Annotated in this window: 14 protein-coding genes and 3 pseudogenes; 8 read left to right on the top strand and 9 right to left on the bottom strand. The window is 68.5% G+C overall.

Annotation, left to right across the window (positions count from 1 at the left end; genetic code table 11):
- Window positions 1–7: 7 nt before the first annotated feature.
- A complete protein-coding gene (locus R2E43_RS06790) occupies window positions 8–430 on the top strand; it encodes a hypothetical protein (protein WP_003972615.1) in 423 nt (140 codons plus the stop codon).
- 48 nt (window positions 431–478) lie between these two features.
- Here the strand turns inward: R2E43_RS06790 and R2E43_RS06785 are convergent, their stop codons facing one another.
- From R2E43_RS06785 to R2E43_RS06775, 3 genes and pseudogenes are all read right to left on the bottom strand, one after another.
- Complete coding sequence (locus tag R2E43_RS06785; RefSeq protein ID WP_003972614.1) at window positions 479–1,126, bottom strand: ScbR family autoregulator-binding transcription factor; 648 nt, start codon at window positions 1,124–1,126, stop codon at window positions 479–481.
- A gap of 127 nt (window positions 1,127–1,253) precedes the next feature.
- Window positions 1,254–1,559 carry a hypothetical protein gene (locus tag R2E43_RS06780; RefSeq protein WP_003972613.1) on the bottom strand — a complete coding sequence of 102 codons (306 nt, stop codon included), beginning with the start codon at window positions 1,557–1,559 and terminating at the stop codon, window positions 1,254–1,256.
- 138 nt (window positions 1,560–1,697) lie between these two features.
- A pseudogene (locus R2E43_RS06775) lies at window positions 1,698–2,504 on the bottom strand (DUF475 domain-containing protein); the annotation flags it as partial.
- A gap of 23 nt (window positions 2,505–2,527) precedes the next feature.
- Between R2E43_RS06775 and R2E43_RS06770 the strand changes: the two are divergent.
- The 5 genes and pseudogenes from R2E43_RS06770 to R2E43_RS06750 all read left to right on the top strand — a co-directional run bounded on the left by R2E43_RS06770 (window position 2,528) and on the right by R2E43_RS06750 (window position 5,583).
- A complete protein-coding gene (locus R2E43_RS06770) occupies window positions 2,528–2,956 on the top strand; it encodes a DUF3500 domain-containing protein (protein ID WP_003972611.1) in 429 nt (142 codons plus the stop codon).
- A 38-nt stretch (window positions 2,957–2,994) separates the two neighbouring features.
- Window positions 2,995–3,198: pseudogene (locus R2E43_RS06765) on the top strand (IS5/IS1182 family transposase); the annotation flags it as partial.
- A gap of 668 nt (window positions 3,199–3,866) precedes the next feature.
- Window positions 3,867–4,538: a hypothetical protein gene (locus R2E43_RS06760; RefSeq protein ID WP_234328594.1), complete on the top strand. Its 672-nt coding sequence runs from the start codon at window positions 3,867–3,869 to the stop codon at window positions 4,536–4,538.
- On the top strand, window positions 4,535–5,191 hold the full coding sequence (locus R2E43_RS06755) for a Fic family protein (protein ID WP_332056013.1): 657 nt from the start codon (window positions 4,535–4,537) through the stop codon (window positions 5,189–5,191). The genes R2E43_RS06760 and R2E43_RS06755 overlap by 4 nt, the downstream gene beginning before the upstream one ends.
- Window positions 5,188–5,583, top strand: coding sequence for a DUF5958 family protein (locus R2E43_RS06750; RefSeq protein WP_030862982.1), 396 nt, complete (start codon window positions 5,188–5,190; stop codon window positions 5,581–5,583). Before R2E43_RS06755 ends, R2E43_RS06750 begins: the two co-directional genes overlap by 4 nt.
- A gap of 18 nt (window positions 5,584–5,601) precedes the next feature.
- On the opposite strand, the gene R2E43_RS06745 is transcribed toward R2E43_RS06750, so the two are convergent.
- Both R2E43_RS06745 and R2E43_RS06740 read right to left on the bottom strand, forming a co-directional pair.
- Window positions 5,602–5,901 (bottom strand): DUF4253 domain-containing protein, encoded by a 300-nt coding sequence (locus tag R2E43_RS06745; protein ID WP_106517828.1) that lies wholly within the window; start codon window positions 5,899–5,901, stop codon window positions 5,602–5,604.
- 213 nt (window positions 5,902–6,114) lie between these two features.
- Window positions 6,115–6,648: a TerD family protein gene (locus tag R2E43_RS06740; RefSeq protein ID WP_030862984.1), complete on the bottom strand. Its 534-nt coding sequence runs from the start codon at window positions 6,646–6,648 to the stop codon at window positions 6,115–6,117.
- Window positions 6,649–7,096: 448 nt separating this feature from the next.
- On the opposite strand from R2E43_RS06740, the gene R2E43_RS06735 reads away from it, so the two are divergent.
- Window positions 7,097–7,834, top strand: coding sequence for a DUF3152 domain-containing protein (locus R2E43_RS06735; protein ID WP_332056012.1), 738 nt, complete (start codon window positions 7,097–7,099; stop codon window positions 7,832–7,834).
- 126 nt (window positions 7,835–7,960) lie between these two features.
- On the opposite strand, the pseudogene R2E43_RS06730 reads toward R2E43_RS06735, so the two are convergent.
- Together R2E43_RS06730 and R2E43_RS06725 are read right to left on the bottom strand one after the other, a co-directional pair.
- Window positions 7,961–8,137, bottom strand: a pseudogene (locus R2E43_RS06730) (transposase); the annotation flags it as partial.
- 466 nt (window positions 8,138–8,603) lie between these two features.
- Complete coding sequence (locus R2E43_RS06725) at window positions 8,604–9,263, bottom strand: ScbR family autoregulator-binding transcription factor (protein ID WP_003972602.1); 660 nt, start codon at window positions 9,261–9,263, stop codon at window positions 8,604–8,606.
- Window positions 9,264–9,657: 394 nt separating this feature from the next.
- Between R2E43_RS06725 and R2E43_RS06720 the strand changes: the two genes are divergently transcribed.
- On the top strand, window positions 9,658–10,368 hold the full coding sequence (locus R2E43_RS06720; protein WP_003972601.1) for an HAD family hydrolase: 711 nt from the start codon (window positions 9,658–9,660) through the stop codon (window positions 10,366–10,368).
- Window positions 10,369–10,477: 109 nt separating this feature from the next.
- Here the strand turns inward: R2E43_RS06720 and R2E43_RS06715 are convergent, their stop codons facing one another.
- Window positions 10,478–10,741: a hypothetical protein gene (locus R2E43_RS06715; RefSeq protein WP_003972600.1), complete on the bottom strand. Its 264-nt coding sequence runs from the start codon at window positions 10,739–10,741 to the stop codon at window positions 10,478–10,480.
- The gene (locus R2E43_RS06710) at window positions 10,738–12,213 is read right to left on the bottom strand and encodes a diacylglycerol/lipid kinase family protein (RefSeq protein WP_332056011.1); all 1,476 of its coding nucleotides are present in this window, start codon (window positions 12,211–12,213) and stop codon (window positions 10,738–10,740) included. Before R2E43_RS06710 ends, R2E43_RS06715 begins: the two co-directional genes overlap by 4 nt.
- Between the last annotated feature and the right edge of the window lie 4 nt (window positions 12,214–12,217).

Below are 12,217 nucleotides of genomic sequence, written 5' to 3'. Positions count from 1 at the left end.
GTACCTCATGATCCGCCAGGAAACCGCCTGGGTCCTGTTCGCTGCCGGCGTGATCTTCCTGGCAGCACTGTTCCTCGGGGTGTGGAAATGGCAGCAGTCGATGTCGTCCCCGGACGGAACGGCACACCGATACGTCAACGTCGCCCACAACTCCGCACTGCTGTACAGCTTCGCGACATCGGCCGTCGTGGCACCGCTCGTCCAGTTCTCCGGCTGGCCGTCCGCGGTGAACATCATCGCCGCGGCAGCAGTCGTCGGCATGTTCGTCGTGACGATCGCGAACTATGTGCGGCTCGGAATCGAGGGCCGGACCGACAACCAGATGCGCGACCGGAAAACCAGCCTGCGTGGTGTACGCGAAACCCTGATCATCGGTGAGATCGGCGGCACCGCCGTCCTGCTGACCGGCTTCGCCTCGGCCCAGCTGTAGACGAGCGGAGCACCCGGACCGGCCGAGGCGGCCCGGAGGACCACACCGTCAGGTCGTGCCCGTCTCCTGTTCCAGGCGGGCCGCGAGGGTGACGTAGCGGGCGCGCCGGGTCACCGGGACCATGCCCCGGATCAGGATGTACCACATCTCGGCCAGGCGGCGGGGCTGACGTCCCGCCGGTTCGAGGGTGCCGCCCACGACGCAAGTGCCGACGACGGACGAGACGAGGGTGTGGGCGACGGAGTCGACGTCGATGTCCTGGTGCACGTCGGACTGCCGCACCGCGTCCAGCAGCCGGGAGGTGGCGATCTCCCGCCAGTCGGTGAAGGGGTGCGGCAGGGGCGGCCGTACCGGTACGCCCGCGGTGGCCAGCCGCGTTCCGGCCCGCAGAACCGGCCCTTCCTCGTAGACCCGGGCCATGCCGAACGTGAGGCGCATCAGCGCCTCCAGCGAGGAGTAGCCCCGCCCGTCCAGGTCGTTCGCCAGCCGGCGAAAGGTGCGGGACTGCATCTCCATGATGGCGTGCGCGAGGTCTTCCTTCGCCGCGAAGTGGAAGTACAGGGCGCCCTTGGTGACCCCGGCGTGGGCGACGATCTCGCTCAGACTGGTCGACTCGTAGCCGTGGCGGTCGAACAGGTCGGCCGCCGCACGGACAATCGTCGCGCGGGTCCGTTCGGCGCGTAGCTGCCTCGCCATCGGCTGGACTCTCCCGGGCTGAGAACCAACAGACCGTGTGCCTGTTTTTACCCCCCGTACATGATATCTCACCGACAAACTGCCCATCGGATCCCCTGCATGGAACCGACCGGCGGAGTTCGGCTTCTCAGCCTGGTGGATCGGCTCTGAACGCGATCAGCGCGATGTCGTCGCGGTTGTCGGAGAGGCCGCGCTGCAGGGAACCGAGAAGATCGGACAGGCGACTGCCGCGTCGGCGCGCCGACGCGGTCAGCAGTCTGTGCCGGCCCTCGTCGATGTCGGCGTGCTGCGGGTGGAATTGCCTTTGCCTGTGCACGGACGGGACGCCAACCAGGGCGGTGAGCCCGTGAAGGTACTCAGGATCACTCTGTGGGACGGCGGCCACAGCGCGCCGCGCCAGGGCGAGGGCGTTCTCCAGGTTGAACAGCGTCACCCGGCCGGGGCGGCGTCACGCCACCGATCCGGTCTGAGCCTCGATGCCATGAACGACCCGGCGGCTGGGCCCTCGTGTGGACCCAGCCGCATCGTCTCCTCACCGGTCGGCCACCAGAGCTGGGCGCCGCAATGGCGCTTATGAGGTGAGAACCGCTTCGGTCTCGTTCGCTTTGCTCTCACCCTCTGCCGCCGCCAGTGCGCGGTTGCGGCGCACCGAGGAGAAGAAGGACCAGCCGATCAGGGCGACGCCGACGAGGCCGGTGATGATCTCGTGGATCTCGTACTGGATGGTGACCAGCAGGATCACGGCGAGGGCGACGATGGCGTAGTGGGCGCCGTGCTCCAGGTAGACGTAGTCGTCGAGGGTGCCCTGGCGGACCAGGTAGACCGTGAGCGACCGGACGTACATGGCGCCGATGCCCAGGCCGAGGGCCATCAGGACGATGTCGTTGGTGATGGCGAAGGCGCCGATGACGCCGTCGAAGGAGAAGGAGGCGTCCAGGACCTCCAGGTAGAGGAACATGAAGAACGCGGCCTTGCCCGCCAGCCTGACGGCCGACTTGGGCTTGCCGGTGCGCGCGGCTTCCTCTTCCTCCTCGTGCTCCCGTTCCTCCTCCTCTTCGAGTTTGTCCTCGAAGTAGCCGGAGAGACCACCGACGATCATGTAGGTGATCAGGCCCGCGATGCCCGCGAGCAGGACCGTCTCCGCCTTGTCGGCATGGGCGCCGCCGTGCTGGTGGGCGTGGGCGCCGAAGGTGATCGCGGAGACGAGCAGCACGACCAGGGCGATGCAGACCGACAGCATGTCGACCTTGCCGAGCTTGGCCAGCGGACGCTCCAGCCAGGCCAGCCACTTGATGTCCCGGTCCTCGAAGATGAAGTCGAGGAAGATCATCAGAAGGAACATGCCACCGAAGGCGGCGATCGACGGGTGGGCGTCCGTCCTCGACCAAGTCGAACGAGTCGATGAAAGCCGGAACGTTCTCCGACAACGCGGTACAGGCGTACGAGGGCCTGAGCGGGGACGGGCTCAGTGCCGCCCAGAAGAAGAAACTCCTCGCCGTGGTCGAGGTGTTCGTCAGCCGTGCCAAGGCCGACGTTGCCAGGACCAAGATGGCGGAGGTCTCCCGGCACCTCGCCGACACGTATGTCACCTGGGCCGGCGGTATCGCCGACGATTCGGCCTTCTACGTCCGTGTGCACAGCCCCGTCGTCTGGGTCGAGGTCGACTGCCAGGGACCCGGCCCGCTCACCGGCGCCTATGGTGCGACCCAGGGCGGCGACCCCACCCAGCTCCACGTCCATTCGGTCATCCGCACTCCCAACGGCAACGACTACGGCAGGGAACTGCTGCGACAGCACTACCTGACTTCGCCTCACCACAACCGGTCTTGATGCGCTCCGACAACCGACGGGGCCACCCGCGGCGATGACTGTCCCGACGCGGAATCCGGCACCGCGTCGCGCGCAAAGGCATCGAGACCTCACAGCCACGCGGCCGCCACCGCTGGACCATCGGACGCACCATGTCCTGGCTCGCCGGCGGCCGACGACTCCACCACCGCTACGAACGCAAGGCCGACCACTTCCTGGCCTTCACCAGCATCGCCTGCTCCCTCATCTGCCACCGCCGACTCGCCGGCGGATTCAGGGCGTACCCTGTCGCCGGATCGAACACAGGCGAGAGGCAGTTCGCCGGGGGAAGGCACCGTGCCGCGCCTCCGGCCGGGCTGTCCTGGGGGGAAACCATGAACGACGACGACCGTACGGCGCTGCCGCGGCGTGCGACCTGGTGGTGCCGGGTGACAGGGACGGCGGCGCTGGCGGCGGGGGCACTCACGACCCTCTGCCTGCTCTTCCCGACGCCCGAATCGGGTGTCGGGAGCGACCCGGTGGTCAGGTACGCGGCGCTGACCGCACTCCTCGCCACCTTCAGCCCGTCCAGGTTGGGTTGGGCGCTGGTTCGGCCGAAGTCATCCGGCTGTGGTCGGAGCAGGCTGGTGCTCCGGGGCGATGGGACGGTTGTGCAGTGCCATCCCGTTCGGGGTCTGACTCTCGAGATCTTTGACCGAAGTGTCCCGTCACGGGCGTTGCCGACGATCAGGGGCCGTCACAGTTCAGGCCAAGTCCCCAGATTCAACCTCAAGCGGCCTCCCCGCATGGGCTGTTCACGAGTACGTCTGACCAGACGGGACAGAGGCGGTTGAAGATCGCTTCCCAGTCAGCCGGAGATCGTTTCCCGCCGATGAGCCGGCCACTCGATATGGAGTGGAGTCGGGGCGGCCACGCAAGAGAGAGTGGGACGGTGAGTGAACTGTGGGCACGTACCCTGACGTGGGCGGAAGTGGATCCGGCTCAGCATCCGTTCGAGATGGACGCCGATGCGGCGGAGAAGGTGGCGAGCCTTGTCGCGCCCTTACTGCCCAACGCCGACGTCGCTCGCGAGGATCGCCGGCGTTCGCTGGATCCCGTCACCGAGTTCCTGGCGGGCCGGTACGGCCGATGGGCCTGCGGATGGAACTGGTCGGTCGGCGAGGGTGACGTCGACGGAGGCGTCGTCGAGGTGTGGTGCTGTTCATCCGACTCCGTGACAACCCCGGGTGCGACTGCCCCGCTGGTCATCGAGGCTCTTCAGGAATGGCGTGGCTGGCTTGAGGACCTGACGGAGCGGTTCGCGGTCCTGGCTCCACCGGACAGCACGCCGGTGTCTTCGGCGGACCTCTGGCACTGGGAGCGGGCGTGCACGCGCCTGGTCACCGTGGTGGCTGATCGCACCCAGGCCGAGAGCGGCTGGTACGGGCATTGCATGCAAGTCCTCCGATGGTTTCTCGCCTACAACGGCATCGATGAGGGTCAGACCGAGGAGATCGTCAAGAACGCGGTCGGCGGCCGGTTCGGCAGTTGGATCGCACCTGACGTTTCGGTGGTCGACGCCGTGAGTTCGCGGTTCGCCATAGGCGTGGGTGGCATCAGATGAGTTCCGGGCCCGGCCAACCGAACGACAGCCTTGCCGACTGGCTGCTCATCCGGCCGGAGATCTCCTGGCCGCCCTGGCGCGGCGCACGCCTCGTCTCGAAAGCGCCGGCCCGCGACTGCTTCCGGAATTTCTTCATGGCAACGCGAGGCGGACGTGACAGTGAGGGAACCGCGCGGGTCCTGACCGCCCTTGAAGTGGCCTTCGCCGACGCTGAGCAGGGCAGGCCGCTGACCTTCGCCCTCATGGCGAAGTGGCAGCGGGCTGTGCTGGGCCACGACCTCGTCGGTTTCCGCACGATGCCGGCCTTCGCGAAGGGCCGACGGGAGCGCTACGGTCTTGCACCGGATACGCAGGCGCTGTTCGAGCGCTGTCTGTCCGATCGCTCTCAACCTGATCTGCCCCTCCCGTCACGCGCTGCCCGGACCTACCTCGACATCCTCTTCTTCCATCCGTTCGAGGACGGCAACGCCCGCGCGGCCATGCTGGCGTTGGCCTACGTCCTGGCACGCGAAGGCGTCCTGCTCGACCAGGTCCCCCCACTGCAGACCACCCGCTGGGCCGACGACGCAGAAGGCGCGGCCGATCTGGCGGTGCTGCTCGGAATCCTGAACACCGCTGCGGTGCGGCGTCTATCCCACAAGAGGCAGTCGTGAAAGAGCGCGATGTCCTGCTCAACGAGCTCGCGCAGGGGCTGCGCCCGATGTCAGAGGGCATCGAATGGTTCGACGGCCTCGGCCAGGAAGAACAGTCCGAGGTGCTGCTGTTCCTGCGCCATCACTGCGTCCAGGCGCGCGCAGTCACGGAGGACGCACCAGAGAGCATCCGTCGTGCCGGGCTGCGCCTGACTCATACACCCGCAGTGCTGATCTCACGAGGCCGTATAGACGAGCAATTGGGAAAGGTCGCCGGTCTCGCGCCTCTCGACGAGCGCCGCAAGGCGTTCCGGCTGCTGATCGCGGTGCTCGCGATCGCCGATGGACGGCGTCGCGAGCGCTTCTGCTCCGGCGGCTGCAGTCACCGGTGGCACAGACTGTCCGTCGCCTGACAATCCAGCACCGCACTCTCAAGGCCACTTCCCAGGCGAACGTCTTCCGGACAGCGGATCAGTCCCACCAGAAGTCCCGTGGTGGACACCAGTGATCCGCTCGGCGTATGCGGCCAGTGTGTACGGCCTGTTGCCCTGCCACATGTTGTCCGGGCAGAAGGCGAAGTGCTCGGCTGCGACAAGGAGAGCCTCGTGCTCATCCGCTGGAGGCGAGGCGACGCCGAGGTGCAGCGTGGAGAAGCCGACCGCTACGCCACGAGCACCGAACCGGTGCTCCCAACCTCGGACGACTGCTGAGAACTTCGCGGTGTCGTTGATGCCGCGTTGCGGCGTCGGTCACTCGGCCCCACCGGTGGCTCGACAGTTCCGGGTGCCGTGTTGACTCGCTCCAGGTCTGTGACGGGCCTCCGCTTTGTGGCGGGTCTGCTGTGACGGTCCGGCTGGTGCAACTTGGGGCCGAATGTTCCGGTGACCGGCCCCTTCGGGCTCCTCAAGGCTCTCGGTGGTGTACGAGTACGTGCCGTCGCGCGGTCAGGGCCGTGGTGCGCTGCCCATCTCCGTGGCGAAGAGGACGGGGTCACTGTCGAAGCCTCGGACCGCCTCTCGGAACTCCCAGGCGCCGGAGGCGTTGCGGGTGAACTCCGCCACCGTGGCGGCGGTGGCCCCGGCGACCCGCTCGAAGTCGTCCGTCAGAAGTTCCCTGTACCCCTCGGCGACGACCACCCCGGTGTTCGAGACGTCGTCGAAGGTCTTGTGTCCGTTGTCCTGGTGGATCGCCACTCCCACGATCACGCGGGCGAAGGAGGGCGACAGACGGTCGAGTTCGAACGTCATCTCCTCGACGAAGCCGAAACCCTGACCGGTCCGGCTGTGCCGACTCATGTTGATGGTCCCGTCCGGCGATCGCTTGTCGAACTGGACGACGTAGACGGGGCGGCCGTGCGGTGCGTCCGCGGCGTAGGTCGTGGCAATGATGTCGAGATGGTGAGGCGGCCGGTCCCAGGGACTCGGATCCCACTTGAGCCGTACATCGACCTTCTTCAGCCCCTTGGTGTCGCTGCTCACCGGCTTGCCACCCTCTCGTTCCAGGCCACGGCGGGACACTCCCGCAGCGTCAAGTATGGTCTGCCCGGCTTCCGCTGGACCGCTCGCGGCGGTGCGAATGTACGCAAGCGTGGGTGCACCTGCCGGGGGCGCGGGCCATGGTCCTGGGCCGGGACTGCCGACGTCACCACGCAAACGCGCCGGATCCCGGGAAACTGGCCAGGAACCAGATCACCAGCGGCATGAGTACGAGGAGTACGAACGCGGCCAGTACCTTCGCCCATGTTGCTGACCTTCCAGGGCACTCGGCAGACATATCGGCTCCGGTGCGACGCGCGGGGGCGGCGGGCGCCGGGCCCGTTGGGCTGGGCTTACGGTCGGCTAAGGTCGACGTATTGGTCTGAACCATGAGGGGGTGTGGTCTGTGCGGCGGTGGGGGTCCGGTCAGGGGCGCACCGTCCGGAGCCGGATGGGGCGAACGTGGCTCGCCTGCGTGGTGGCCGGCGGTGTGCTGCTGAGTTGTGGAAGCGCGTACGGCCACTGGCGGCACAGCAAGGCCGTGCGAGCCCTTGCCCGTTGCCTGCGGTCCCCCGACGCGGCGTCGCTTGCCGGGGACGGCGTGCGGGGTGCGGCGGCGGTGCCGGAGGTCGGTCCCGGCACGTTCGTCACCGCGGCCGCCGAAGGCCGGGTGGTCGGCACGGGAGCGCGGCTGCGGCGCTACCAGGTGCAGGTCGAGGACGGCAGCGGCGTCGTGGCGGACGCTGCGGCGCGGGAGATCGCCGGGATCCTGGGGGATCCGCGCGGCTGGGGCAGCGACGGCGTGGACTCGTTCCGGCTCGTGGCCTCGGGGCCGCGCGACTTCGTCGTCAAGATCGCCACGCCCCACACGGTGGACTGTCTGTGCGGGTCGGCCGGCCTGGACACGCACGGTGAGGTCAATTGCAGTGTCGGCCGCACCGTGGTGGTGAATCTGCGGCGCTGGCTGCTCGGTTCGCCGGAGTTCGACGGACCGGTCGAGGAGTACCGGGCGCTCATCATCAACCGCGAGGTCGGGCACCGCATCGGGCACGGTCACGAGACCTGTCCCGGTACGGGTCGGCCCGCACCGGCGATGATGCAGCAGATCAAGGGGCTGAAGGGGTGCGTGGCGAACGCCTGGCCGTTCGACGCCGACGGACGCTACCTTGGCGGCCCGCACGTCTCGTGACCGGTGACGGGCGAACACCGAAGGGATACTTTGCGCGGATCGGCGAGCTGAGTCTTCTGTCACCGAGGAGACGCGGCCGTCGGGGTGTCCTGGGCGGGTGCAGTGATCTCAGGGCGCTTTGTTGGCGAGCAGAAGGCGGTGCAACCCTTTGAAGACCCCGGCCTTCTGCCAGCGGTCCAGGCGCCGCCAGCACCTCTGTCCGGAGCCGAACCCCAGCTCCAGGGGCAGAAGTTGCCAGGCGATGTCCTGATGCAGGACGTACAAGATGCCCTGCAGACACAGTCGGTCCGGCACAGCGGGCCTGCAAGATAATGGACGCAAACGGCCTTCGCAGGGTCCGTCTGTACGATGCTCGGGCGTCTTGCCTCACGTACCTGGCCAACAAGGGGTGCCGGACCACCTGCTCGTCAGGTGGGCGGGCACACCAACGTGAAGACGACGAAGAAGTGGTACGTGAAGCCGGACGTGGCGGACCTGCTGCCCGCGGCGGAGGTGCCTCGGCCAGGCGGGCGGCTACTACTACGAGCGCCGAGCCAGCCACTACCGCAACCTCGGCTTCCCTCTCGATCGGGTCGTCAAAGCGTCCTCCACCGCAACAAGGCCGGCGGCGTCGACCGGATCGCCCGGACCCCCCAATTCACCACCAAGATCCGTCAAGCCGCCGTGTCCCAGAGCCGCTACCACATCGAAGGCTGAGCGCCGGCCAGGAAAGCTGCCGGGCTTGCCCACGGCCGATGATGAGTTCGGCTGGTGGGGCCCTGCCCGGTGTCTAGTCATAAGGCGTCACCGAGGGCAGAGGCTGGCGTCCGGCGGCGAGTGAGCCAGCCTCCACTCGTGCAAGAACGTCACAGTCCCCGACGAACCCTCTGAGGGTCAGGTACCACCAGTCGGTCAGGCGGTCGTCGAGGGCGGTCGTGCCCTCGAGTGCCTCGGTGAGGGTGCACAGGCCGAAGAAGGCGGGCACCAGGGTGCGGGCCGCGCGGGCGGGGCGTATACCCCCGTTGACGTGCCCTGCCAGCCGGGCCTGCGCGAGCAGGCGCGTGGTGGCGGCGGTCCAGAGCGCGAACGGGTCGGGGATGGGGGCTTTGATGACGGTACGCTCGGTCCACAGACGGGCACCGGCGCGCGCTACGGGGTCCTGGGTGAGGGCGTGGGCGATGTCGTAGCTGAGGGCGACGAGTCGTTCGAGCGGCGTTACGGTCTCGTCTCCATAGCGTGCTGCGAGCTCGGGCCAGGTGGCGAACCGGTCCTCAACGACGGCGACGGCGATTCCTTCTTTGCTGGTGTAGTGGAAGTAGACCGCGCCGCTGGTCCGGCCCGACCTCGCGCTTATGTCGTTGACGCTGGTGGCCGCGTATCCGTGTTCGGCGAACAGTTGGGCTGCCGCTTCCAGCAGTGATCTGCGGGTTGCCTTCGCCCGTTCCTGCAACGTTCCGTCCGCCCTCGTCTGTTCTGATGTCAGGTATCGAGCCACGAATTTAGTGCGCCAGCGTACGCCCGGAGCCCAAACGGGCACTTTCGGACGGCAATTACGCAGTTCTTTCGAATGCGAACGCGTGCGAGTGGTAATGGGGCACGACGCTCCCGGCCTTGCACGGTCAAGCGTGCGTGCCAACCGCCGGGCAGACACGTGGCGTTGACGTCCTCCACGGCTGCGCCAGGCGGGTCGCCGCACAGGTACCCGTCTGTTTCCGGCACCCATCGAGTCACTGAAAAGGGCTATTGCCCGATTTGCCTGGGCGGAAATAACGTAGCGGAAACTATCTTTCCGTTTCCTGCGGAGACGGGAACGCCACATACATGCGAAAGCATGGGAGGCCCAAGTGACCACCTCGGTCCACGATCTGCTCGACTGGTCGCCCGAAGCCGTTGTCTTCGACTGCGACGGCACCCTGATGGACAGCGAACGCCACTGGCAGGAGGCTCGCGGCCGGGCCTTCCGGGAGCACGGCCTTCAGCCACCGCCCGGGTTCGCGGAGCAGGCCCTTGGCCTGCACTACGAGGACTGCGGCCGGCTCATGGCGCGGTCCGTGCACAAACCCGAACTGGCCGAGAACCTGACAGCCGCGCTACTCGACCACTTCCTGGCACTGGTCACCGACGAGCCGGTGACGATGCCGGGTGCGGTCCGGCTCGTACGGCTGCTCTCCGGCCGCCTGCCGCTGGCGGTGGCCAGCAACTGCCCGAGGGTGGTGGTCGAGGGCAGCTTGGAGCGGGCCGGGCTGCTCGGGCACTTCCAGTACCTCGTCGTCCCCGACGCCGGGGACCGGGTGCGCCCCAAGCCGCATCCCGACGTGTACGCCGTGGCGGCCCGGCTCTGCGGTGTCCCCCCGCACCGGGCGCTGGCGGTGGAGGACTCCCTGACCGGTGTGGAAGCGGCCCGCCGGGCAAGCCTGCGGGTCCTGGGCGTCGGTCCCCGGCCGCAGGGCGACGGCGCCACCCGGGCTGACGGGTGGTTACCGTCACTGGACGCTCCCGAACTGCTGGCCTGGGCCCACGCGCTCGGCAGCTCGCGGGGGCCACAAGCGCCTTGAGGGCCGATCGCGGTCCGGCGACGCCAAGCGCCCCCCGGCGGGTGCAGAAGCCCGGCAGCAGAACCGTGCGGAACGCGTGCTGTACCTGAGGACTAGGCGTGAGCCACGGTCAGCCCCGTCGTCGTGAGTGCCGGCTCGACCGTCGGCGCACGGTGAAGACGCAGGCGAGGACGCCAAGCGCCCAGGCGATCAGGAGGGCACCCCACAGGGGCATCGTGACCATGGGAATGAGGAGGCGGATCTCGACGCTCGACCGGTTCTCGAAGATGAAGACCAGAGCGATCGCAGTGATCAGGGCGAACGGTACGAGGCGGCGGACGGCAGGGCGGGAAAGAAGCGACCTGTGCGTCTTTTCCGTGCTTGGCTGAGTCATGAGGTGCTCCTCATCTCGCTCCCCCTACGATCGGTGTTGCTTCGGTGTACGGACGGCCCTACTGAAGGTGCGGCGCCCGCCGCGGGAGTTTTCGCATCTGTCCCTTCGTCGAGGCCCGGTTGCTTCGGGCGCGGGAGCGGTCGTCCCAGTGCCAGCCGGGTCACGCGAGGCCAGTCGGTCGCTGTCCTGCGGGGCTTCGGCTTAACAGGGCGGTGGCGTGGCACGCGGACCCGTAGGGCTCCGGGCGCGCTGCGGCACACCACAGGACAGGGCAGAAGGACGTGTTCACCGTCGAGACCGACCGGCGTCGTGGCGGTGTCGGTCTCGATGGTGACCTCGCCGGCGCTGAGCCGGACGAGGCCGCCGGAGCGCGGCCGGCTCGCCAGGCGTGCGGCTTCGGCGGTGCTGCCGACCCGGATGCACACCACTCCCAGGAGCCCCGCGTCCAGCCTCTCCCTGCGCCCCGGGCGGGCTGCGTCAATGGCGCGCCCGTAGGAGTTGTTGCCGACTAGCACGGCCTTGAGGCCGGTGACGCGTCGACCGCCGGCTGTCATCCGCAAGGCGAGCGCGGCCTCGCCGGTGAGCAGTCTGGGGAGCTTCTGCAGGATCGTACGGGCCTTCGCGTCCCGGTAGGCGGGGTCGTCGACGACGGCCGCGTACGTGCCGAACGAGGTGTTGTTGACGAAGACGCGGTCAGCGGCGTACCCCAGGTCGACGCGTAGTTCCACACCTCCCGTCAGGGCTTCCAACGCCGCCACCGGATCGTCGCGGTCGAGGCCGAGGTCAAGGGCGAAGTGGTTGCGGGTTCCGGCCGGGATCACTGCGAACGGCACGTCATGGCGGGCAGCGACATCGGCGACCAGAGCCTGGGCGCCGTCGTCACCCGTCACCCCCAGCAGGTCCGCTCCGTCGGCGACGGCCTGCCGGGCCAGCGCGGTGACGTCCTGGCCGGGGTCGAGCACGTGCACACGGCACCCTGCGGCCCGTGCCTTGTCCGCCAGGCGGACCCGCTCGGCCTTGCCGCCGCCGGACCGGCGGTTCACGAGCACCCAGGGGTGGCGGGGCGTTCCGGCGGCCTCTTCGCAGGGGGAGGAGGCGGGGGCCAGGGCACGGCGTGCGGCGGCGACGGCCAGTGCCAGAAGGGCGGACGACAGCAGGGCGGGACCCAGCAGGCCGGCCGCGGCGTGGAGCGCGAGAACGCTGAACGGCGCGGCCACCGACAGTGCTGTTCCGATGATGCGGGCGACACCGGTATGAGCCAGGGCCCACCACACGCCGACGGCCGCGAGCGCGAGTCCCGCGATGCCTGTCAAAGCCCACAGCACGCTGCGCAGCCCGGCGGTAACGAGCGGCACCAGGATGCAGGCCGACAGAGCCAGCAGGGCGATGCGGGCGAGAGCGGTGCCGCCCTCGCTCCCGGGCGGTACGCCCCTTACGCGCCGCCTGCTCGTGTCCGCGCCTCGTGCATCCACGTGT

It is taken from the genome of Streptomyces violaceoruber (assembly GCF_033406955.1).
Lineage (GTDB): Bacteria > Actinomycetota > Actinomycetes > Streptomycetales > Streptomycetaceae > Streptomyces > Streptomyces violaceoruber.
This window is presented reverse-complemented; position numbering and strand designations above follow the sequence as displayed.